Origin of the sequence: Nostoc sp., assembly GCF_036917755.1 — a bacterium.
Classification (GTDB): Bacteria; Cyanobacteriota; Cyanobacteriia; order Cyanobacteriales; family Nostocaceae; genus Nostoc.
Genome location: NZ_JBALFC010000121.1, coordinates 15478 through 39074, shown reverse-complemented (window position 1 = coordinate 39074; position 23597 = coordinate 15478). Strand labels below are relative to the sequence as shown.

At 44.0% G+C, this 23597-nt stretch carries 16 protein-coding genes and 1 pseudogene; 10 read left to right on the top strand and 7 right to left on the bottom strand.

The genetic code is table 11. The features are described from left to right. Positions 1–210: 210 nt before the first annotated feature. A pseudogene (locus V7L05_RS26825) lies at positions 211–471 on the top strand (IS982 family transposase); the annotation flags it as partial. A gap of 125 nt (positions 472–596) precedes the next feature. On the opposite strand, the gene V7L05_RS26820 reads toward V7L05_RS26825, so the two are convergent. After that, positions 597–2603, bottom strand: a complete 2007-nt coding sequence (locus tag V7L05_RS26820) for a heavy metal translocating P-type ATPase (RefSeq protein WP_335168673.1) — start codon at positions 2601–2603, stop codon at positions 597–599. A 301-nt stretch (positions 2604–2904) separates the two neighbouring features. On the opposite strand from V7L05_RS26820, the gene V7L05_RS26815 reads away from it, so the two are divergent. The 7 genes from V7L05_RS26815 to V7L05_RS26785 all read left to right on the top strand — a co-directional run bounded on the left by V7L05_RS26815 (position 2905) and on the right by V7L05_RS26785 (position 13969). Beyond that, entirely contained in the window at positions 2905–3294 is a 390-nt protein-coding gene (locus tag V7L05_RS26815; protein WP_335168671.1) for a hypothetical protein, read from the top strand. Between the two features lie 16 nt (positions 3295–3310). Continuing rightward, positions 3311–3658 (top strand): STAS-like domain-containing protein, encoded by a 348-nt coding sequence (locus tag V7L05_RS26810; protein ID WP_335168670.1) that lies wholly within the window; start codon positions 3311–3313, stop codon positions 3656–3658. Between the two features lie 3 nt (positions 3659–3661). Continuing rightward, positions 3662–4285 (top strand): hypothetical protein, encoded by a 624-nt coding sequence (locus V7L05_RS26805; protein ID WP_335168668.1) that lies wholly within the window; start codon positions 3662–3664, stop codon positions 4283–4285. 90 nt (positions 4286–4375) lie between these two features. Next, complete coding sequence (locus V7L05_RS26800; RefSeq protein ID WP_335168756.1) at positions 4376–5497, top strand: precorrin-8X methylmutase; 1122 nt, start codon at positions 4376–4378, stop codon at positions 5495–5497. 573 nt (positions 5498–6070) lie between these two features. Further along, a complete protein-coding gene (locus V7L05_RS26795; RefSeq protein WP_335168666.1) occupies positions 6071–10486 on the top strand; it encodes a DUF4912 domain-containing protein in 4416 nt (1471 codons plus the stop codon). A 188-nt stretch (positions 10487–10674) separates the two neighbouring features. Continuing rightward, positions 10675–12651: a DNA cytosine methyltransferase gene (locus V7L05_RS26790; protein WP_335168664.1), complete on the top strand. Its 1977-nt coding sequence runs from the start codon at positions 10675–10677 to the stop codon at positions 12649–12651. A gap of 7 nt (positions 12652–12658) precedes the next feature. After that, on the top strand, positions 12659–13969 hold the full coding sequence (locus V7L05_RS26785; protein ID WP_335168663.1) for a hypothetical protein: 1311 nt from the start codon (positions 12659–12661) through the stop codon (positions 13967–13969). Between the two features lie 365 nt (positions 13970–14334). On the opposite strand, the gene V7L05_RS26780 is transcribed toward V7L05_RS26785, so the two are convergent. Further along, positions 14335–14886 carry an NUDIX hydrolase gene (locus V7L05_RS26780; protein WP_335168661.1) on the bottom strand — a complete coding sequence of 184 codons (552 nt, stop codon included), beginning with the start codon at positions 14884–14886 and terminating at the stop codon, positions 14335–14337. Between the two features lie 412 nt (positions 14887–15298). Between V7L05_RS26780 and V7L05_RS26775 the strand changes: the two genes are divergently transcribed. Next, on the top strand, positions 15299–16351 hold the full coding sequence (locus V7L05_RS26775; RefSeq protein WP_335168660.1) for a dipeptide epimerase: 1053 nt from the start codon (positions 15299–15301) through the stop codon (positions 16349–16351). Then, the gene (locus V7L05_RS26770; protein WP_335168658.1) at positions 16335–17381 is read left to right on the top strand and encodes a DUF1611 domain-containing protein; all 1047 of its coding nucleotides are present in this window, start codon (positions 16335–16337) and stop codon (positions 17379–17381) included. The genes V7L05_RS26775 and V7L05_RS26770 overlap by 17 nt, the downstream gene beginning before the upstream one ends. A 42-nt stretch (positions 17382–17423) precedes the next feature. On the opposite strand, the gene V7L05_RS26765 is transcribed toward V7L05_RS26770, so the two are convergent. From V7L05_RS26765 to psaA, 5 genes are all read right to left on the bottom strand, one after another. After that, complete coding sequence (locus V7L05_RS26765; RefSeq protein ID WP_335168656.1) at positions 17424–17654, bottom strand: DUF433 domain-containing protein; 231 nt, start codon at positions 17652–17654, stop codon at positions 17424–17426. A gap of 93 nt (positions 17655–17747) precedes the next feature. Continuing rightward, entirely contained in the window at positions 17748–17954 is a 207-nt protein-coding gene (locus V7L05_RS26760) for a hypothetical protein (protein ID WP_335168654.1), read from the bottom strand. A 78-nt stretch (positions 17955–18032) separates the two neighbouring features. Further along, positions 18033–18800, bottom strand: a complete 768-nt coding sequence (locus tag V7L05_RS26755; protein WP_335168653.1) for a hypothetical protein — start codon at positions 18798–18800, stop codon at positions 18033–18035. Between the two features lie 137 nt (positions 18801–18937). Continuing rightward, a complete protein-coding gene (gene psaB, locus V7L05_RS26750) occupies positions 18938–21163 on the bottom strand; it encodes a photosystem I core protein PsaB (protein WP_335168652.1) in 2226 nt (741 codons plus the stop codon). Positions 21164–21333: 170 nt separating this feature from the next. Beyond that, a complete protein-coding gene (gene psaA, locus V7L05_RS26745) occupies positions 21334–23592 on the bottom strand; it encodes a photosystem I core protein PsaA (protein ID WP_335168650.1) in 2259 nt (752 codons plus the stop codon). Between the last annotated feature and the right edge of the window lie 5 nt (positions 23593–23597).

The following is a 23597-nucleotide window of genomic DNA, read 5'->3' as shown; positions in this document are numbered from 1 at the left end:
GTTTGAAACATCAATATACAGCAGATTTCAAGGAAGGTGAAGTACACAACGATTCGTGCCAAAGCCAGGTATAAACCCTGTTTTACTTCTGAATTCTGGATTCAGAATTCGGAATTCTGCTGTAATATAACGTAAGTTCGACGGGTTGAAAAAGGTACAAAAAAAGGCTGAGACTTGAATTAAAGGAAAAATACGCATGGTGTCTCAGCGATGGAATCTATTGTATCTCGGCTGGATGTAACGCAAATTTTTTGTGATGTCGATGATTTCTGCTCCTCATGGGAGAGGATGTGGCAACAAGTACCGCAGCTACCATCAATGACTGGAGAGCGTCGCAGCACTTCCCGGATGCATCTATCGGAAGTTATGACGATAGCGTTAGCGAAGCTTACCGAAGGAATCGCCTTTCATGGTTCGGGCTATCGTACATTTAAGGAGTTTTATACGCTGCATGTACTGCAAAGTTGGCGATTAGTTGATCTGATGTTGGAAGCCCCAACCAGAGCGTTGCAGGTTGGGGTACTTCATGTGTTAGTGATGCCAAAGTGGTGAGCCAGGCGCTAATAGCGGGTTCCCCGAAAAGAGAGAAGAGTGGTTTATTTGAGTAATCTTAGACCACTGAGGGTAACTAAGACTGTAGAACCTTCATGCCCAATAACGCCAATGGGTAGGTTAATATTTCCTAGAAAGTTGCCCACCAAAAGCAATATAATAAAAGCCAAGGCTACGACTATATTCTGTTTAATTATGGCTTGCGATCGCCTACCCAAATGTATCGCCACGGCAATTTTTTCTAACCTGTCTGCCATCAGTACTATATCTGCGGTTTCCAATGCCACATCACTCCCAGATATTCCCATCGCTATACCTACAGATGCTTGCGCTAAGGCTGGTGCATCATTGATCCCATCGCCTACCATTGCCACAGTTTGATATTCTTGCTGTAGACGGCGGATCACATCCAGCTTATCTTCTGGTAAAAGTTGAGCATATACCCGATCAATTCCGACTGCTTTGGCGACACTATGAGCAGTTTCCTGATTATCCCCGGTTAACATGACAATTTGCTCAATTCCCAGTTTCTTTAACCGAGTAATGGTTGCGGCTGCTTGCGATCTTACTTCATCTGCGATCGCAATTACACCCATCACCTCAAATCCGGCTCCCCTCTCGAAGAGCGGGGAGGGGTTGGGGGTGGGGTTCTTCGCTACCCAAACCACAGTTTTACCTTCTTGCTCTAAAGATTGAGCCATTTCTCGCAATACTTCAGGTAAATTTGTGACATACTGTTGCACAAAAACGGCATTCCCCACGATTACCTGTTGTTCTTGGGCGATTCCGACAATTCCCTGTCCTGGTATAGCTTGCACTTGGATTGCACCAACCCAATCCAAATCACCCTTCGGGTTCAACAGTTTCGACTCGACGGGAACCGCCAAGACTCGAACTGTTTCACCAGCCGCCTGGACAATTGCCTTGCCGATGGGATGTTCTGAAGAAGATTCTACACTAGCTGCGGCTTTTAATACATCTGCATGAGTGTATTCACTAGCTGAAATTACCTTGTATACCTGCACCTGTCCTGTTGTTAAAGTACCAGTTTTATCAAATGCGATCGCTCTAACTTTGCCAATCTTCTCCAACTGCGCCCCATTCTTAAACAAAATCCCCTGTCTTGCACCATTGGCGATTCCCGAAAGCAGCGTGGGCATAATTGCCGCCATCAGCGCACAGGGAGAAGCTACCACTAGGAAAGTAAGGGCGCGATAAATCGTCGTTTCCCAATCCCAACCCCAGAGAAATGGCGGTAAAGTTGCCAGTAATATCCCAGCTACTACAATAACTTTGGCATATCTCTTCTCAAAGCGATCGATAAACTCTTGCGAAGGAGGTGCTTCTGTCTGCGCTTGTTCTACTAAGCGAATCACACGCTGAATTAAACTGCTTTGGGCTGGTTTGTGTACCTTAACTTGCAATGCACCATAGCCGTTGAGTGTGCCAGCAAATACTTCTGCACCCACTGTTTTCTCTACAGGTAAAGACTCGCCTGTAATTGCAGCTTGATTCAGGGTGCTGTAACCAGATAAAATTATCCCATCAGTAGGAATTAGTTCTCCGGGTTTGACGACAATCTCATCACCCACTTTTAGCTGAGTGATGGAAACTTCCTCTTCTCTTCCCTGATGTAAAACCCTTGCTGTATCTGGTGTCAGGCTCATCAAACTCCGAATACTCTGCTCAGTTCGCTGCATAGCATAGCCTTCTAATGCGCCACTGATGGCAAAGATGAGAATCAAAATTGCCCCATCAATAATTAAATGATATTCTCTTCGCCATAAGCCAAGACTAGCAGCACCAATGGCCGCCACAATCATCAGCAAATCTACATCGAGTTCTTTTTCTTTGAAGAGGGTAGTCAATCCCTCCCGCGCACTTTCGTAACCACCAATCACGTAAGCAGCAGGTAGCAGCAAGAACGCCAATCCCAAAGCGCCAAGATGTAAGGCGAACCATCCGAGAAATAGCAGTAAGCCACACAAAAGGGCGGCTACTGTATCTGCGTGTTCTCTGGTGAATTGGGTGAAACGTTGGGGGTAGAGCATGAGAGGTGAATTAACAGGGACTCTTTCAGGCTAAACCTTGACATTGATGTTAATGTCAAGGTTTAGCCTGAAAAATGCTCTGACACCAATTGCCTCTGGCACGCTCCACGATCGCAAAAAATGCTAAATCTTGTTGATACCAGTGTTAAAGTTCAAGATATAAATAACTAATAAATATCTGCAATAGTCGGAGTTATCTTGCTCTTAGAGACTAAAAACCAGCCAAATTTAATTCTTTATATAACCAAGATTGATGACAATCCTCATCATTTTAATAAGTTATTCAAACTTAGGGATGAAATTGAGCAGTTACCCCAAGCTTGGTTTTCTTCATCTAACAGTCATCGACTTTGGTATTGGTATCCCTAGTAATGTTCGCTCTCTACCTCAGAACTCAGACAAGACTGCTAATGAGGCTCTACAGTGGGCGTTCGAGCCTGGAAATAGCACTAAGCAAGACAGTATCTCCGGTGGCGCAGGCTTAAATTTATTGCAGGACTTCATCGTAAAAAATCATGGAAACCTTACAATCTTTAGTAATGACGGATATGTCAATATAGACGATAATATTATAAACAAGAACAAATGTACTAATTTGAGAGGAACCCTGATTAATATTGCAATTCGGTGTGATGAATCTTGCTACTGCCTAGCAACTGAAGCTCATCAACTTAAGAAGCGGTTATTTTAAAGAGGGAGATAGAGGAATGGCATACAAAATTTTTGATGTTGTGGGGAAATACGCCATTAGCGCTGAGAGTGGACAGAAGGTATATGACCAGATTCATCCAGTTCTGCTTACTGGCAACCCTGTAGAATTGGATTTTACAGGAGTTCAGGTCTTTGCATCTCCCTTTTTCAACTTGGCGATCGGTCATCTCTTGAAGGATATTTCAGTAGATAACCTTAATCGACTGGTTGAGTTCACTGCTATAAGTTCTGAGGGGTGGAATGTTCTTGAGCGTGTGATTGCAAATGCGAAGCATTACTATTCCGATGAGCAATTTCGTAATGCGGTTGATGCAGCGATCGCAGAGCAGGCTGCAACTTTTTAAAGTATGGTGGTCAATCTTAACATCCAAGCTGATATCATTGACATCAAAACTGATAATCCCCAGCAGGGTGATATTTTTCTTGTAGATACCAACGTTTGGTTTTGGCAGACTTATACAAATGCTGGGTTTGGTACTAAAGTTTCCAAATTCAGCAATTATCTCAAATATATCAACCAAGCTCTTTTAAATGGAGCCACACTGACATATTCTGGGCTAATTTTGGCTGAACTTGCTCATATCATTGAGAAAACTGAATATAACATTTATATAAAATCCTATGGGTTTTTGCCACTTAAGGAATACCGCCATAATTATCCAAATGAACGAATGAATGTTGTTGCCGAAGTTCAGTCCGCTTGGAGTCAGGTTAAGGCGCTGGCTATTCCTGTTGATCTGACAGTAGATGACGCAACAACCGATGCAGCACTAAACAGATTCCAAACTCAAGCTGTTGATGGCTATGACTTACTACTTCTCGAAGCTATTAGCAGAGCAGGAGCAGGTAAAATTAAAATTATCACACATGACATGGATTATGCTGTTGTTCCAGAGATTCAGGTATTTACGAGCAACAACAACGTCATCCAAGCAGCTAATATACAGAAAAAATTATCGGCTAGCAGGTAGTTTAACTAAGCTAGGTTAAAAGCGATCGCCTTTCCTAAACGCCCCCTCGACAACAATTAACCTCTTTAATTAATAGCGTAATTCGTGGAAATCAAAAGTAGCGATCTGACAATTAAGCAGTTAACGCACTTGGTAGGCGGCGGTTTAACTCCGCGGATGGTCAGACATTACCATCAATTGGGACTGCTACCGCAACCAGTGCGATCGCGCAGCAATTACCGTCTCTACACCAAAAAAGATGTTCTTCGCTTGCAACGGATTGTCGCACTCAAGCAGCAAGGGTTTCAGCTAAACCATATCCGTCAGATTTTGGAGGTGGAACCAGAAGCCGAAACAACTGTTAACCTCATGGGACAACTTCAGCAGCAATATCGGGCGGTGATGCAACAAATTTCCCAATTGCGACAAACTGCATCAGCATTAGAAGGATTATTGGGGCGCGATCGCCATTGTCAAATTATCCAGGCGGAAGTTTTGGCACAACTCAAGTTACTCGATGTCGAAACTCAAGCCGGATTGGGGGGATTGGAAAATCTCTGGAGTGGCTTGGATGCCGAAATTCATACGCACTCGGAAGCTTTTACAGAATCGCTACAAGGCTTACTACCTGATTTGTCTAACCGTTCAGAAATTGAACAACATTTAATTTCTCAATTGGTTTTGGCTTGTGGCGATGTCAGTTTGGTATCCTTTATCAAATTGAGTCGAGATGCGATCGCCGCTAGTCGAGAAGCCCTATCTTCAAGTTGTCAAATTGTTGTCGATACCCAAACGGTTGCAGCTGCTTTAGATCAAACCCGATTATCTCATTTGGGATGCCACATTGAAACCTTAATTGATAACCCCCATATTACCACTGCTACAGAGGCGGAACTTGCATTTTGGCAACATCGAGAATGGCGAGAAAAATTGCAGCAAGTAAGTCAGGGTTGCGTGCTGGTAGTTGGTTATGCTCCCTCAGTACTTCTCGAAGCATCAATTGCGATCGCTAATCAGAAAATTCAGCCCGCATTAGTAATTGGAATGCCCATTGGCTTTAGCCATGCTCCCGCAGCCAAGCGACAACTGATGCAACAAGGGATACCTTTTATTACAGTTGAAGGGACTTTGGGAGGTGGCGCTTTAGCTGCAACTGCCCTAAATGCCTTGGTGGAGTCACTGATTGATAAGCCAGATTGTCATTGTTATCTCAAAGATGTAGAACCCTTGTAGAGACTTAGTACAGCATTTCATTACAGCAGAAATCATGTATTTGAACCACATCTGTCGTAGGGGCACAGCATTGCTGTGCCCTTACCCGCGTGGTCTATTTACCTGAAAATAGCTGTAATTCGTAGCAAATTAAATTTTGCAATACCCTGCAATGCCAATGTGTCGGCTGACAATGCCAATCTGTTCCCCTGCATTCAGAACGCTACGCTTTTACGCAAAACTGTACTTAGCACTGCTACGTCTCGGAAAATAATATTGTTAAATAATATTGAATTTGCTACACTTTACCAGTTTTAGTAATTCAATAATTCATAATTGTGGCCATAAGCAATTAACTTGGTATAAGTTGCAATATAAATTAGAAAAATTTATAGTAAACAGACTTTGTCAATTTAGAGTATAAATTATCATGCTATACAAGCTAAGGCGAAGTATAAATCAGTATAAGTGCGCTGAAAGAATTAGAAGTAAAGATAACTCAGATGTATAATTAGCGCGTCTCCTCCATAATCTTTAAAAAGAGAGCGATTTAGGATTGGCAGGCTTTCTATTTTTTACTTTAATCAAGGGCATATGTGGCAACAAGAAAAAAAAGATACTTCAATAGTCAGGCTGGTATTATGGGTTGCCTTAGCTACGACCCCGCTCGCAGCAACTCTGGTGGGATCTACACCGATGCTGGCACAATCTAAACCTGAAGCTCCCTCTTTTTCACTGCCGCAAACGGTGCAGAATGGGACGACAGTGCGGATTGACGGTTCAAGTAGCTTGGCTGCAATCAACCAAAGCCTGAAAGAAAGTTTTGAAAAACAGTTTTTCGGTACAAAAGTTGAAATTGCTGCTAACGGCACTGGTACAGCACTGAAAGATTTATTAGATGGCAAAATTGACATAGCAGCAATCGGGCGTGGATTGACACCAGCAGAAAAAGCCCAAGGACTAGAGCAAGTTCGCTTGCGCCGTGAGAAGATTGCGATCGTGGTTGGTGCAGATAATCCTTTCAAGCAAAGCTTAACCAGTAGGCAATTCGCCCGGATTTTCCGGGGAACAATTACAAATTGGTCACAACTGGGAGGGACTCCAGGGAAGATTCGGGTAATCGATCGCCCGAACACGAGCGATACTCGTGAGACTTTCCGTGCTTATCCAGCCTTCAAGGGTGCTAACTTTACTACAGGTTCCAATGCTACCCAACTAACTGAGGATAATACCGCAGAAATCGTCAAACAACTAGGCAAAGACGGCATCAGCTATGTGTTAGCTAATCAGGTGTCAAAGTTAAAAGATGTGCGAGTTCTGCAATTACATCAAACCTTGCCAAGTGATCCTAAATATCCTTTCTCCCAACCTTTAGTTTACGTTTACAAAAAAAATCCCAGCTTAACCACAGTAGATTTTCTCGGCTTTACCCTGGCACCCCCAGGACAGCAAGCTATAGAACAAGCTAGAACTACTGAAGCCGAGGCGATCGCCGCCAGCGTATTACAACCTGCTGTCACGGCTTCCCCGAATGCCCAGACAACACCTGCTGCTACGCCTTCCCCTAGTGCGAGTTCTTCTGTATTTGGCGAACAGCCCTTTGTAGCTGCTCCAGCACAAAAGAGTCCAATTGTAGACAAGAAAACACCATTGTGGTTGCTGCTACCTTTGTTTTTTATTCCTCTAGCTGGAGGCTTACTATGGTGGGTTGTGGTAAAACGCCCATTGCCTACTGATAAAACAGACAACTTACCAGAATCAAATCCTCATCCACCCAGTACAGAAGATGGAGAAACGGCGGCGTTAAATGCCAGCACAGCTCACTCTGGTAACGGAGCAATGCATGAGGAACAGCCAGTACCGCACTTTCAAGAGCAAGAAACCCCCGATCGCACTCCTTTCAACATCTATGCTCAAACACAATCTGACCTGACCGAGAACGCGACTCAGGGGACATCAAATTTCGTACAAGAGGCAACTAATGGCACCTCTAACCTCTATGAAGGCACAACATCAGGCGTAACTACTAATGGATCAGAAAATCACAACTTGGGAGCCGCAGCCTTAACGGGTGGTGCGGCTCTAGCAACGGGCATCGGGGCAACTACCTGGTCTGCTTTTAGCAACAAAGAAACAGAAATAGACGCGATTGATGATACAGTCGATCTAGATAATTATATGGAGACAAACCCTCCTGAGTCCGATCAAGTTGCATGGGAGATAGAAGCCCCAGCAGCTGTAGTAAATAATTCATATCCTCACCTGGCTAATCTTCCAGAAGAGACATCTGATGTGGAACTGCCTTCATCTGATGTGACAGCCCCACTCCCAGAATTACCAGATGTGTCAGAAATAACATCTGATTTTGGATATTGGGACACAGAAGTTAGTGAAGATCAGATAGATGAGGAACTTCAAGCCGAATTGAACTGGCTAGAGAGTATCACCTCAACTGATGATACAGCCTCACTAGATGAATTGTCTTTATCAGAGTCTGGCGAACTGGCAGCCGATGTAGAACCGTCAGAGGCAGAAACAGCCTCACTGCTAGATTTGCCAGAATTCCCAGAAGATGCCTTGAATGTGGTCGCGGACGAGGCCGAACCCACTGTCAATTTGCTAGAGGAGGAATCGCAAGCAGAACCGACTGTTGGGGAAGGTGCTGCTGAAGCTGACTCCACAGATTTTGCTGCTGCTGCGGCTTTAGCAGCAGGCGCAGGGATTGGAGCCTGGGCTACCACTTTGGCATCAGATGCCCAAGGACAACCTAATACTACAGTTGAGAATGTGCCGATTGCAGCCGAAACAGCTATTGGCTCGGTAGATGCAGAAGAAGAGAGCAGTATTGTGCTGACACCGCATAGTGAGACATCGGCTCATGTTTCTTGGGAGATTTCCGAAACTAAGAAAGCTGCGTTGCAACAACAGGGCGGCTCTCAATTAGTAGTGCGACTGTATGATGTGACTGGGATAGATTTGAGTTATCAAAGTCCCCAGATTGTGCAGCAGTATGAATCTGAGGAGACAGCACACGATCGCTTTGTGGAAATTCCGGTCAGCGATCGCGATTACATAGCTGAAATTGGCTATGTCGCTGATGGCGATGCCTACGGCGGTAAACTACGCTGGTTACTTATCGCCCGTTCCGCGATCGTTCGTGTCTTTAGTCCTGTTCATCCAGATCCCATCATTGATGATGTGGCGCTTGCGGATGAAACAGATATTGATTGGGGAGATGCAGAAGAAGAGAGCAGTATTGTGCTGACACCGCATACTGAGACATCGGCTCATGTCTCTTGGGAGATTTCCGAAACCAAGAAAGCATCGCTGCAACAACAGGGCGGCTCTCAATTAGTAGTGCGACTGTATGATGTGACTGGGATAGATTTGAGTTATCAAAGTCCCCAGATTGTGCAGCAGTATGAATCTGAAGAGACAGCACACGATCGCTTTGTAGAAATTCCGGTCAGCGATCGCGATTACATGGCTGAAATTGGCTATGTCGCTTATGGCGAACACTGGTTATTCATCGCCCGTTCTGCGATCGTTCGTGTCTTCAGTCATGTTCATCCAGATCCCACAGTTGAAGAAGAGAGCCGTATTGTGCTAACATCCCGCACTCCCCAGTGGGCTGATGTCTCTTGGGAGATTTCCGAAACTAAGAAGGCAGCACTGCAACAACAGGGCGGCTCTCAATTGGTAGTGCGGCTCTACGATGTGACTGGGATAGATTTAAGTTATCAAAATCCTCAGTTTGTCCAGCAGTATGAATGTGAAGAGACAGCACACGATCGCTTTGTGGCTATTCCCGTCAGCGATCGCGATTACATAGCTGAAATTGGCTATGTCGCTGATGGCGATGCCTACGGCGGTAAACTAGGCTGGTTACTAATCGCCCGTTCTGCGATCGTTCGTGTCTTCAGTCCTGTCCATCCAGATCCCACAACAGATCCCACAGTTGAAAATGTAGCGTTAACAAGCGAAACAGCTATTGGCTTGGTAGATGTAGAAGAAAAGAGCAGTGAAGAAGAGAGCCGTATTGTCCTTAGACAACGCACTCCCCAGTGGGCTTATGTTTCTTGGAAGATTTCCGAAACCAAGAAAGCAGCGCTGCGCCAAGAGGGCGGCTCTCAATTGGTAGTGCGCCTCTACGATGTAACTGGGATAGACCTGAGTTATCAAAGTCCTCAGTTTGTCGAGCAGTATGAATGTGAAGAGACAGCACACGATCGCTTTGTGGAAATTCCCGTCAGCGATCGCGACTACAGAGCTGAAATTGGCTATGTCGCTGATGGCGATGCCTACGGCGGTAAACTACGCTGGTTATTCATCGCTCATTCCGCGATCGTTCATGTCTTCGGTCCTGTCCATCCAGATCCCAGAGTCGAAAATGTAGCGTTAACAAGCGAAACAGCTATTGGCTTAGTAGATGCCCAAGAAAATAGCAGTGAAAAAGAGAGCAGTATTGTGGTGACACCCCGCACTCCCAAGTGGGCTTATGTCTCTTGGTACATTTCCAAGACTCAGAACCAAGCGCTGCAACAACAGGGCGGCTCCCAATTGGTAGTGCGGCTATACGATGTGACTGGGATTGACTTGAGTTATCAAAGTCCCCACCTTGTCCAGCAGTATGAATGTGAAGAGGTAGCACGCGATCGCTTCGTAGCTATTCCCGTCAGCGATCGCGATTACATGGTTGAAATTGGCTATATTGCTGATGGCGATCGTTGGTTACTCATCGCCCGTTCACCTCATGTTCGGGTTTTCAATCATGCTCAGGGAGATTTTTGGTTTGTGGCAGATGCTGAGTTGATTATTCACGGAGCAACCCAACCAAACACAACCGTAAACATTGGTGGTCATACCATCAAAATCAAACCCGATGGTACTTTCCACTTACGTCTGCCCTTTTCAGATGGTTTAATGGACTATTTGATAACGGTAGCTGCTGATGGGGAATCCACTAGAACTATCCATAAGAAGTTCTCCCAGGAAACTTCAGAAAGCTAGTAATTACCTTGATTTATCCCCTCTAACCCTATTCTCCCCTTTTAGGGGAAATGGGGAGAGGGGATTTTATTATATATAGCAGTTTTCAGATGGATGGAATACACTACTCTAATCCTTAATCCCCTAGTCCCTTTCCTTTACCAAAGTGTATTGTACACAACTGACAAGCGTTATATTTAGGTTATGCAATGCGACAGTTGTCTCTTTCTTTCGATTTGTCTAGCTCCAAGCCAATTAATACAACTTGGTTCCAAGATATTTTAGCCATTCTTAGAGTCACGCAAGAACCAGCATGGACTGATAATTTTGGTAAATCTCTCCGCCAATGGCTGATGCAACAAGGGCATACTCCCATTAAAACACTCAGCTTATTTTCTGGTGGTGGTGGATTAGACATTGCATTTCATGATGCTGGCTTTGAAATTATTCAAATGGTAGAGCTTGAAGCCAAGTATGTTCAGACTTTACAAAGGAATTCTTTACCAGAGAAATGGCTAGAAGGCTCTGAAGCTGTCTGCATTGATATTAGAGATTATTTACCTGAATCTCATCTGACAGTAGACTTTATTATTGGAGGTCCTCCTTGTCAAACTTTCTCTGCTGCCGGACGTAGAGCTGCTGGAGTGTCTGGAACAACTGATGCTAGAGGTACACTATTTCAAGAATATGTTCGTATTCTCAATGTACTTAAGCCGAAAGGATTCTTATTTGAAAATGTATATGGAATAACTGGTGCCAATGGAGGAAAAGCTTGGCAAGAAATTCAAAAAGCTTTTAGAGAAGTTGGCTACAATATTTATTTTCGGATTCTTGATGCAGCTGATTATGGAGTACCTCAACATCGAGAACGTTTATTTATTGTTGGATTAAAAGAAGGCGAATATTTATTTCCCTATCCTACTCATGGTCCAGATTCTCTGAATCAAAATCCTTATTATTCAGCAGGAGAAGCTGTAGAAGGCGCTGATATTTCAGAAATGGAAACAGGTATAGGCGGACGTTTTGGACATCTACTCGAACATATTCCACCTGGACTGAACTATAGTTTTTATACAAAAGAGATGGGTTATCCCAACCCAATATTTAGCTGGAGATCAAAATTTTCAGATTTCCTGTACAAAGCAGATCCAACAAATCCAGTACGAACAATTAAAGCACAGGGAGGACAATACACCGGGCCTTTCAGTTGGGAAAATCGAAAATTCTCGATTGCAGAGTTAAAGAGATTACAAACTATTCCTGATGACTATGAACTTATTGGTAATAGGCAGGTTTCTATTGAACAAATTGGAAATTCAGTGCCTCCTCAACTTGGGCGGATATTGGCTCTTAGTATTTTAGAACAAGTAATTAAATTTAAATTACCTTTCCCTATAAGTTACTTACCTGAAAATACAAAACTAGGTTTTCGCCAGCGCAAGAGAAAGTTAACGGAAATTTATTCTCAAAAGGCTAAATCTGCAATTACAGATTTACGTCAAGCAGGAAAAATTTTATCTATACCTCGTTTTCAATATGAAGAGAAGGGAAAAATGATCAGATTTTTATCTGCTGATTTTTCTTGGACAACAAAACAAACTTCTGAAGGTGTAAAAATTTATATATCCTACGATTTGAATGATTCATGCTGGCTGTTCACAGCAGATATCAATGATAATTGCGAAGAAGAATATCAATTCGTGATAGATGTTAATCCGTCTTGCGGTCATGATGAATGGGTTCTGGGAACGTGTTCAGTTAAGCTTTGTGCTAAGGCTCTTGATACACAGTTATATACATCTCTTTGGAAAGCTTTTGAAGAAAAGTTAACTGAAGCTACAGGAAAAGCGGATTTAGTTCAGTTGTCTGGATATTATCAATACAATGCCCGAATTAGTGGAATAATAACTTTTCATCCTCAGTTGAAAGTTAAACCACTTTGGCGTGTAGTCCAATGTGTAACGAGGTGTATTGGTACTGCTACTCAACTTTCAGCTACAGAGCTTGCAGACCGATGGGGTGTGAAAGCAGAAGATGTCTTCTCCTCTCTTCAGTCTTTGCGAGCTATGGGCTACGAAGTTAGAAATCACAACACAAACCCACAAATTCCCAAAGGTGAGTATTTGATTCCTTACGCCTTTCCTACACTAAACCCTAAAAGCGTACAACTTCGCAAAAGTCTATAAACAAATCATGAATGAGCTACACCTGAGAGTCTATACAAACAGAAGTGAGTTGGTTTTACCTGATGGAACAATTCAATACTTTCAAGAAGGAGGAATGAGTCAAGCTGCAAAGATACGGTACAAGAAAATAGCAGTAGAACTATCTACAGGTTACTTGGAAAGACAGATATTATTTTGCAGAGATTATTCATCGAATCTTGATTTCTTAGCCTTGAACCAAGCACATAAATATCTTTTAGATAGACTTGTACAGTCAGTGACTAGCGAAGTTGGTAGAGCATTAGTAGGTTTGTCAATTCTACAGTTGTGCGTTAAGGCAATTGAGCCAGAGCAGAGTATTAGGTTACACAAAGGGAGTACGGCTACAAGAGACTTTTCTTGGTGTGATGGTATCTCTATGCGTTCTCTCGATAAGCAATACATTACACCTGTGTTACGAAAATATGAACTACTAAGATTGAATGCGGATGGTTTCATGATGACACGCAGTTTAGCAGAAAATTACCCGTATTCATTTGTATATAAAGCCAACATGAGAGGCGCACGTTCTGAGTGGGTAAGTCTTGTTGAGGCAATTGAGAAAGACGAAGTAGTTTCTGAAGTAGGACTGCGCTATCTTCTTTCGCAACTACTCAATCAAGCAGATAACTTTAGAAGATTAGCTTTACAAACTATTGAAAATCTGACATTATTTCTCGGAGCAACAGTTGTTGATAAAGGCATTTCATTAAGTCTCATACTGCGTCACATTAATCAATCTGATTATGCGGCTCGTTTAATGGAGATAGCTATGCATAGCTTAATGCAGGCTATGCAAGAACACCAAGTTTTTCCCGACAGTTTGCTAAAACCACTTTCACAAATGCGTTCAGCCAATAAAAAGCATGGCAATGTTGGTGATATTGAACTTTTAGAGGATAGGCAAATTGTGGAAGCTTGGGATGCCAAGTATGGTAAGTCATACTTGCGAGATGAGATTGAGGAATTGTCAGAAAAACTGGAAGTACATCCTGCCGTTAGAAAGGCTGGTTTCGTTACAAGTCTTGAAGCTGAACGAATTGATGAACTGATGCCTAGATGTAATGAAATTGAAGAAATATTTGGGATATCCCTGGAAATAGTTACTTTTAAAAAATGGGTAGAGCTACAGTTTGCTCGTACATTGGCAGAAGAGGCCGCAACTGAGCAAGAACTTGCTTCTGCTTGGCTCATAGCTTACACAGAATCTTTAGCACAGCGACGTAGGGACATTGCCCCAATTGATGAGCCATGTTATCAATGGCTACTTAAACTAAACGAGACTTTGACAATTGAATAGCTGAATGCTACTCATCGCTGCAACAACAGGGCGGCTCCCAATTGGTAGTGCGGCTATACGATGTGACTGGGATTGACTTGAGTTATCAATATCCATAAGAAGTTCTCCCAGGAAACTTCAGAAAGCTAGTAATTACCTTGATTTATCCCCTCTAACCTTATTCTCCCCTTTTAGGGGAATGGGGAGAGGGTTATTCAAAGTCTCTCTCCTAAAAGGAGAGAGATTTAGAGAGAGGTTTTCCAGATTATGCTTAATTGCCCGGACATGATATGACTTGGGCCAACTTTGAGGAAAGTATTAGAAGTTCCTGTAAAGACAAAGGTTGGAATTTTGGGAATCGCCATAATAATTAACTCTATAGATTATTAATAATTTAGAAACTTCAAACCTAAGAATAGAGCCGCTACAGTTCCCGCAACAGAAATTTCTCCCTGAATAATTTTATCTAAAACTGATTCTACGGAAATTAATATAACTTCAATCTCTTCGGTAATATCTAGTTTTTGCTCTCCTACTTGGCTCACATTTTCTGCTAAAAATAAATGTATTTGATTGGTATCTTTACTCGGCTTATCGTATAGAGTTGCAATTTTTCTAAATTCTTGGGGAATATAACCAGTTTCTTCTGTCAGTTCTCTAATTGCTGCTACTTCTGCACTCTCTTTTGTGGGATCGAAATTCCCTGCTGGCAATTCTAATAAAAATTCATTTACGGCGTGTCTATATTGCCGGACAAAAATTATTTCTCTACTACTAGTTATAGGTAAAATCATCGCAACATCAGGCTTAATATTGACAAAATAATCATCGATAATTTGACCATTGGACAATTCTATTTCATCTTGCCTGACCTTACACCAGTAATGATCTAAGACCATTTTTGATTTTAAAGTTTTCCATTTTTTTAAGTTGATCATAAATTAAGTAACAAATAAAACAGGAGTCAGAATTCAGAATTCAGAATACTCTAACCATAAAGGGATAGAGTTTTAAGGCGATTGGATAAAAACTCTGTAATGAATGTAAAAAAGTATAACAGACACGTCCGATAATCTAAACTTTGAACTTACACTGACTTTTGATATAGGAATCATATTTGATTTCTGAAAAAATATCGGTAGTCTTGTAGTGGACTGTCATGGCTTTAATGTTGCAAAAAAATTGTCGGTTGGGGAGCCACTGCGTTGCGCGGGTTTCCCGCGTTGTAGCAAGTGGCGTTGGAGGCTTTGCGTAACCCAACATCCTGATATATGTTGGGTTGCGCTCCGCTCCACCCAACCTACGTCTACTTACACTGACTTTTGTCCTAGCATAATATACGGAATAAGTATGCAAATAAATGTAAATTTATTTACAGTCAACAAGAGATTTCCGTTGACCATTAGTCGAGGCACAACAGCACAAACAACGAATGTATGGGTGCGGATCTCACATGATGGCATCGAAGGCTGGGGGGAAGCATCGCCATTCGGTGTAGGTAATCATCGGCAATCAACTGATACGATCAAAGATGCTTTACAGCAAGTTGTGCCACTCTTGCAAACATTCAGCCCCTTACAGAGACAGCAAATTGAGCAAATTTTAACACAAACTCAGGTTCCTTCTGCTGCAAGAGCTGCCTTAGATATGGCAATGCACGACTGGCTCGGTAAGCGCGTCGGATTACCCTTGTGGCAAATTTGGGGACTAGATCGCAATCAAATAGTCCCGACTTCTGTCACAATTGGGATTAATTCGCCTGAAGGTGCCAGGGCGAGAGCGCGAGACTGGTTACAATTTACCGATGTCCGGCTTTTCAAAGTCAAGCTAGGTAGTCCAGATGGCATAGATGCAGATAAAAAAATGCTCTTAGCAGTGCGAGAAGAAGCACCATTACCAGAATTATTTGTTGATGCCAACGGGGGTTGGAGTTTATCAGATGCGATCGCGATGTGCAATTGGCTCGCTGATTTAGGTATAAAGTATGTAGAACAGCCATTACCACGGGGGCAGGAACCAAGTTTAGCAAAACTCAAACAACATTCTCCCCTGCCTATCTTTGTCGATGAAAGTTGCTTCATAAGTTCCGATATTCCCCATTTGGCAAATTACGTGGATGGCATTAATATCAAACTGATGAAATCAGGCGGACTAACCGAGGCAATGCGAATGGTACATACAGCGCGAGCGTATGGATTGCAAGTAATGTTCGGTTGCTATTCTGACAGTTCGCTAGCTAATACAGCAGCATTACAGCTAGCACCACTAGCTGATTATTTAGATTTAGACAGTCACCTGAATTTAATCGATGATCCCTTTACGGGTGCATTGCTAAAAGAAGGGAGAGTTTTGCCAAACGATTTACCAGGTTTGGGGGTACAACACGGTGCGTCTGCCACTTAATCAACGAGTAGCTATCTTGCTGCATGAAGGAATTAGCGGGCCTCACGGCAAAACAGGGCTAGCAATTTTACGTTATAGTGAAGCCCCAATCGTAGCAGTAATCGATCGCGAGTCTGCTGGCAAATCCCTACCAGAATTAACAGGCATCAAGCGTGATGTGCCAATTATGGCATCGGTAGCCGCAGCACTGGAGTACAAGCCGGAAGTTTTGGTAATTGGCATTGCTCCAGGAGGTGGCGCTATACCAGATGATTACTGGCATGAAATCAAAGACGCTCTAGAAGCTGGGATGTCGCTGGTGAATGGTTTACATACACCAATGGCAAACATACCAGAGTTAAATGCACTGCTAAAACCAGGACAATTAATTTGGGATGTACGGAAAGAGCCAGCTAATATAAGTATTGCTAGTGGAATAGCACGCACCCTTCCTTGTCGGCGGGTGTTGACAGTGGGAACCGACATGGCGATCGGTAAAATGTCAACTAGCCTAGAGTTACATTGGGCATCAAAACTACGGGGTTGGCGTTCAAAATTTCTGGCCACAGGTCAAACTGGAGTGATGTTAGAAGGGGACGGTGTGGCTTTAGATGCCGTGCGGGTAGACTTTGCCGCCGGTGCCGTGGAACAAATAATCATGCGCTATGGCAAAAACTACGACATCTTACACATTGAAGGACAAGGTTCACTGCTACACCCTGGTTCAACAGCAACTTTACCTCTGATTCGTGGTTCGCAACCAACCCAACTGGTGTTGGTACATCGGGCGGGACAAGTTCATGTACGTAATCATCCCCATGTACTAATTCCACCTTTACCAGAAGTGATTCGGCTTTATGAAACTGTCGCTAGTGCCGGTGGTGCCTTTGCAAGTGTTCCTGTAGTGGGTATAGCACTTAACACAGCCCATCTAGATGAATCTGCGGCTGAAGAAGCGATCGCTCAAACCATAGCAGAAACTGGGCTACCTTGCACCGATGTCGTGCGCTTTGATGCCAATGTGCTATTGGATGCAGTGATGAACAATTAGTTGCTTCTTTGCCTTACCACACTCCAGCCAAGCTTTAGTTATTCATCGCAGTGGCAACAATTCCTCTTCCCTGGTTAATTGGGCTGCATAAGCGATCGCTGCTCTGATATCTTCTAAAGTCAGTGGTGGATACTCGTGAATAATTTCCTCAAATGTCAGTCCCTCGGCAAGGTTATCAAGGATGACTGATACCATAATGCGTGTTCCTTTGATGCACGGTTTGCCGTGACATACATTCGGGTTTTGAGTAATGCGTTCTTGCCAGTTTCTCATGATTTTGAGTGCTTGTAATTAAGTTTAATTTTAGGCGTAGGCGTAGCCCGCACTTCGGCAAGCTCAGTGAACATCGTAGACATCGCTTTCTTTTTAGATAGGTTCTCCATCTTTTAGTGAGTATATATCTGGTTCATCGTTAAGAAACTGAAAGACTCCACCAGTTTGAGCAAGTTGCATTAAGTCACGGGTTGAAGGCTCTGATGAATTTAAAATTAATCTTTCTTCCAATAGCGATCGCTCCTCATCAGAGAGAGATAGGATAACTTGCAAGAGTGATTCAACAAGTTTAGTGTTCATCTTGAGTTATAGGATATTATGCCAGTCTGTCATAATTAGGACTGCTCACAACTAAGATTTATTTTAGGCGATCGCAGTCTACCTTTTGTGTTTAAACAGAAAGCTCAAAAATTCTTCTACTACTGCTCTTGGTTGGTTGTAGCATTTCTCCGCAGGGTAGTGTTCAACACAGAGAATTCCTGATTTTTTAAACCAAGCATCCTTTTCCTTATCCTTCTCATACCTGTCTGGGTGAAAAGAAATCTCTAATATTCCGAATGTCCCGTCTAAACACACTAAAAAATCTACTTCTCGGTGGTCTTCATAAATATTACCTGTTTCATGCCTGACAGCTAGAGGTAGTGGAAAGAACAATACACCTTTCACTTCTAACTCTTGTGCAATTCTAATTTCAGACTGCGACGCAAACTTCATCTCATTGTAAATGATAGGCTCTCTACCTTTTCGGGCAAAAGCTTTCTCTGTAATAAGTCCTTGATTCAACTCTTTTGATTTGGCTATTAGAAATTTAATAGTCTTCTGCCAATTCTCTTCTATCTCTAGTAACTTAACTCTATAGTGGATGGGAAAATTAGTCATATCAACCCAAATGTGACCGTGAGCAATGTTCACAAAATGATCTCTGAGAACTTCCTGTGTTTTTTCTTCCTTTGTGACTAGTGAGTAGAGATTAAGTGGTAGATAGACTAAAAGTGCTGAAGTAAAATCATTTTGATATTCATCCCATGCAGTATCAAATTCTAATTCAGCATCAACAATAATTGCTGCATAGTCGTTCCAGGAATCATTAATTAAAGCTTGAACCCAAGTTCGATGTAATTTTTCTAAAAATTCTGAATCTGGCATCTAAAAATACTTCAAAACATACGAATTAATACATACTATATCCCTAACCTCATCCAGTTACAAAACTAATTTCACAAAAAATCCCCCACCTTGCGGCAGGGGATTTTTATTAATTATCTACAAAACTAGCAGCCGAATTAACCGAACTTACCAGCAGTAGAAGCAATCAAGAATGCGGCGTAAGTCACGATGTAGCCAACAGTGAAGTGAGCTAGACCAACTACACGAGCTTGAACAATCGACAGAGCCACGGGCTTGTCTTTCCAGCGAACCAAGTTAGCTAGAGGAGTGCGTTCGTGTGCCCAAACAAGGGTTTCAATCAACTCTTGCCAGTAACCTCTCCAGGAGATTAAGAACATGAAGCCAGTAGCCCAAACTAGGTGTCCAAATAAGAACATCCAAGCCCAGACAGACAGGTTATTCACGCCGTAAGGGTTGTAACCGTTAATCAACTGAGCAGAGTTAGCCCAGAGGTAATCGCGGAACCAGCCCATGAGATATGTAGAGTTCTCATTGAACTGAGCTACGTTGCCTTGCCAAATACCTAGATGTTTCCAATGCCAGTAGAACGTAACCCAACCAAGGGTGTTCAGCATCCAGAATGTAGCGAGGTAGAAGGAATCCCATGCTGAGATGTCGCAAGTACCGCCACGACCGGGGCCGTCGCAAGGGAAGGCATAGCCGAAGTCCTTTTTATCGGGCATCAGCTTAGAACCACGGGCATCCAAAGCACCTTTGACCAAGATCAAGGTGGTGGTGTGCAGACCTAAAGCGATCGCATGGTGTACCAAGAAGTCGCCAGGGCCAATTGTCAAGAACAGGGAGTTAGTACCAGCATTGATGGCATCTAACCAACCTGGCAACCAAACGTTAGCGTAGTTTGGCCATGCTGTGTAAGCAATACTATCTGGGTTAGATAGCAAAGTGTCTAAACCGTACAGTACCTTACCGTTAGCAGCTTGGACGAATTGAGCAAATACTGGCTCAATCAAGATTTGCTTTTCAGGAGTACCGAAAGCAACTACTACGTCGTTGTGTACGTACAGACCAAGGGTGTGGAAGCCCAAGAAAAGGGATACCCAGCTGAGGTGGGAAATAATCGCTTCTTTGTGCTGAAGTACGCGCTCAAGCACGTTACCCTTGTTTTGCTCTGGGTCGTAATCACGTACCCAGAAAATTGCTCCGTGAGCAAAAGCACCAAGCATCAGGAATCCAGCAATATACTGGTGATGCGTGTACAACGCTGCCTGAGTTGTGTAGTCCTTCGCAATAAATGCGTAGGAAGGCATGGAGTACATGTGCTGCGCTACCCAGGAAGTGACAACACCTAACGCTGCTAAGTGCCATCCCAACTGGAAGTGCAGGGAGTTGTTGTAGGTGTCGTAGATACCTTGGTGAGGTAGGTTGAACGGACCTTCAACAGGAATGCCAAAGAAACTCTTAGCATTTAAGGCTTCCTTGAGACTGTGACCAATCCCAAAGTTTGTCCGGTACATGTGACCAGCAACGATGAATAAAACTGCGATCGCTAGGTGGTGGTGAGCTATGTCAGTCAGCCACAAAGCTTCTGTCTGAGGATGGAAGCCACCCAAGAAAGTCAGAATTGCAGTTCCTGCACCTTCGGATGTGCTGAACACATGACTAGGAGTGTCAGGGTTTTGAGCGTAAACAGCCCAGTTGCCTGTAAAGAATGGTGTCAAACCGGCTGGGTGGGGTGGGGTACTCAAGAAGTTATCCCAACCTACGTGCTGACCGCGAGCTTCGGGGACAGCAACGTGAATTAAGTGACCAGCCCACGCCAAAGAACTAACACCAAACAAACCTGCTAAGTGGTGGTTTAGACGATGTTCAGCACTCTTAAACCAGGCCAAGCTAGGACGGTACTTGGGTTGCAAGTGCAGCCAACCAGCGAACAAGAAGATCGCCGCGAATAACAGCAAGAACACTGAACCGTTGTACAGTTCGCCGTTCGTCCGCATTCCGATGGTATACCACCAATGGTATAGACCAGAGTAGGTAATGTTTACCGGATTGCTAGCGCCAGCTTGGGTAAAAGCTTCGATCGCTGGTTTACCGAAGTGGGGGTCCCAAATCGCGTGGGCGATGGGACGGATGTGAAGGGGATCTTTAATCCACTGTTCAAAGTTACCTTGCCAGGCTACGTGGAACAGGAGGCTGGATGCCCACAGGAAGATGATTGCCAAGTGACCGAAGTGAGTTGCGAAAATCTTTTGGTAAAGATTTTCTTCCGTCATGCCATCATGGGTTTCAAAATCGTTGCCTGTAGCGATCGCATACCATATCCGACGAGTCGTCGGGTCCTGTGCGAGATCCTGGCTAAATTTTGGAAATTTTGTCGCCATAGGTTAAACAAATCCTCTGACCTTTAGCCATCAAATACCAGCTTTACAAGAGTTAGGAGTAGAGACGCGATTAATCGCGTCCGTACTGGAGTTAGGAGTTTTGAATCTAAAAATTACTTCTTAAACTCAGCACTCAGCACTCATAACTCATAACTCAATTCTGCTGATTTCTACCCTACTGAAAGGATGTGTGCATGGAAGAACGCCCAAGTTGTGGCAATTCCTCCCAAGAGGTAGTGAGCTACCCCGACAGCCCGTCCCTGAATAATGCTCAGAGCGCGAGGTTGAATTGCTGGTGCTACCTTCAGTTTGTTATGCGCCCAAACAATGGACTCAATCAGTTCTTGCCAGTAGCCGCGACCACTGAACAGGAACATCAAGCTGAATGCCCAGACAAAGTGAGCGCCTAAGAAGAGTAGACCATAGGCAGATAGCGCACTGCCATAGGAATTGATGACTTGGGTAGCTTGTGCCCACAAGAAGTCACGCAACCAACCGTTGATGGTGATGGCGCTTTGGGCAAAGTTACCACCAGTGATGTGAGTCACATTCCCGGCTGCATCTACGGTTCCCCAGACATCTGATTGCATCTTCCAACTGAAGTGGAAAATTACAATCGATATGGAGTTGTACATCCAGAAAAGTCCGAGGAATACGTGATCCCAACCAGAGACTTGACAGGTACCGCCACGACCAGGACCGTCGCAGGGGAAGCGGAAGCCCAGGTTAGCTTTGTCTGGAATCAGACGAGAGCTACGGGCGTATAGCACACCTTTGAGCAGAATTAGGACGGTGACGTGAATGGTGAAAGCGTGAATGTGGTGAATTAGGAAGTCCGCTGTACCCAAAACAATGGGTGCAGCTGCCACTTTTCCGCCTACAGCCAAAATACCGCCGCCAAAGACATAGCTAACTGGTTCTAGGGCATTAGGTGCAGTTGTACCAGGAGCCAAGGCATGGATATTTTGTATCCACTGGGCAAAAACTGGCTGCAATTGAATCCCTGTATCAGAGAACAAGTCTTGAGGACGACCCAATGCGCGCATTGTGTCGTTGTGGATGTAAAGTCCAAAGCTATGGAAGCCGAGGAAAATAGACACCCAGTTTAGATGGGAAATAATCGCATCCCGGTGACGAATTACCCGATCCAGCAGGTTGTTTTGGTTCACAACTGGATCGTAATCCCGCACCATGAAGATAGCAGCGTGAGCCGCTCCACCAACAATTAAGAAGCCACCGATCCACATATGGTGAGTGAATATGCACAACTGCGTAGCGTAGTCAGTTGCCAAGTATGGATAGGGGGGCATCGCGTACATGTGATGCGCGATGATGATGGTCAGCGAACCCAAGAAGGCTAGGTTAGTAGCTAACTGAGCGTGCCAAGATGTGGTCAGGTTTTCGTAGAGACCTTTGTGACCTTCACCGGTGAAAGGACCTTTATGGTTTTCTAGGATCTCTTTAATGCTGTGACCAATACCCCAGTTGGTACGGTACTGATGACCAGCAATGATGAACAGGACCGCGATCGCTAAATGGTGATGGGAAATATCAGTCAACCACAAGCCGCCTGTTACCGGGTTCAGACCGCCCTTGAAGGTGAGGAAGTCAGCATACTGACCCCAGTTCAAGGTGAAGAAAGGTGCTAAACCAGCAGCAAAGCCAGGGTACAGTTCGGTCAACAAGTCTTTGTTCAAGATGAACTCGTGGGGCAAGGGTATGTCTTTGAGAGCAACGCCTGCATCCAAAAGCTTGTTGGTCGGTGCGGATACGTGGATTAAGTGACCTGCCCATCCCAAGGAACCACAACCTAGCAATACTTGCAAGTGGTGATTCAGCATCGACTCCACATTCTGGAACCATTCCAGTTTGGGAGCGCGTTTGTGGTAGTGGAACCAGCCGGCAAATAGGAATAAGCCTGCTAATACCAACCCACCGATCGCAGTTACGTAAAGCTGGAAGGAGTTTGTAATCCCCCAGCCACGCCATACTTGGAATAAACCGGAGGTGATTTGAATACCGTGGAAACCACCGCCAACATCACCGTTTAAAATGTCTTGTCCAACAATAGGCCAAACGACCTGGGCACTTGGCTTAACGTTCAACGGGTCAGTTAGCCAAGCTTCGTAGTTAGAAAACTTCGCGCCGTGAAAAATCATCCCGCTCAACCAGATTGTCACTACGGCTAAGTGTCCGAAGTGGGCTGAGAATATCTTGCGGGAGATGTCTTCTAAATCGCTTGTATGTGTATCAAAATCATGGGCGAGTGCATGCAGGTTCCAAATCCATGTGGTGGTTTTTGGACCTCTGGCTAAGGATCTGTCAAAGTGCCCAGGTTGTGCCCATCTCTCGAATGAGGTTGGAACCGGGTCATTATCGACGATTACTCTTGCCTTCTTTTCCTCTCGCTCCGGAGGACTTATTGTCATTCGAC

Excerpts from the sequence above, each read along its gene's own strand:
- V7L05_RS26820 (WP_335168673.1), bottom strand. The coding sequence starts at position 2,603 with ATGCTCTACCCCCAACGTTTCACCCAATTCACCAGAGAACACGCAGAT.
- V7L05_RS26810 (WP_335168670.1), top strand. The coding sequence starts at position 3,311 with ATGGCATACAAAATTTTTGATGTTGTGGGGAAATACGCCATTAGCGCT.
- V7L05_RS26805 (WP_335168668.1), top strand. The coding sequence starts at position 3,662 with ATGGTGGTCAATCTTAACATCCAAGCTGATATCATTGACATCAAAACT.
- V7L05_RS26795 (WP_335168666.1), top strand. The coding sequence starts at position 6,071 with ATGTGGCAACAAGAAAAAAAAGATACTTCAATAGTCAGGCTGGTATTA.
- V7L05_RS26790 (WP_335168664.1), top strand. The coding sequence starts at position 10,675 with ATGCGACAGTTGTCTCTTTCTTTCGATTTGTCTAGCTCCAAGCCAATT.
- V7L05_RS26785 (WP_335168663.1), top strand. The coding sequence starts at position 12,659 with ATGAATGAGCTACACCTGAGAGTCTATACAAACAGAAGTGAGTTGGTT.
- V7L05_RS26780 (WP_335168661.1), bottom strand. The coding sequence starts at position 14,886 with ATGATCAACTTAAAAAAATGGAAAACTTTAAAATCAAAAATGGTCTTA.
- V7L05_RS26775 (WP_335168660.1), top strand. The coding sequence starts at position 15,299 with ATGCAAATAAATGTAAATTTATTTACAGTCAACAAGAGATTTCCGTTG.
- V7L05_RS26765 (WP_335168656.1), bottom strand. The coding sequence starts at position 17,654 with ATGAGAAACTGGCAAGAACGCATTACTCAAAACCCGAATGTATGTCAC.
- V7L05_RS26760 (WP_335168654.1), bottom strand. The coding sequence starts at position 17,954 with ATGAACACTAAACTTGTTGAATCACTCTTGCAAGTTATCCTATCTCTC.
- V7L05_RS26755 (WP_335168653.1), bottom strand. The coding sequence starts at position 18,800 with ATGCCAGATTCAGAATTTTTAGAAAAATTACATCGAACTTGGGTTCAA.
- psaB (WP_335168652.1), bottom strand. The coding sequence starts at position 21,163 with ATGGCGACAAAATTTCCAAAATTTAGCCAGGATCTCGCACAGGACCCG.
- psaA (WP_335168650.1), bottom strand. The coding sequence starts at position 23,592 with ATGACAATAAGTCCTCCGGAGCGAGAGGAAAAGAAGGCAAGAGTAATC.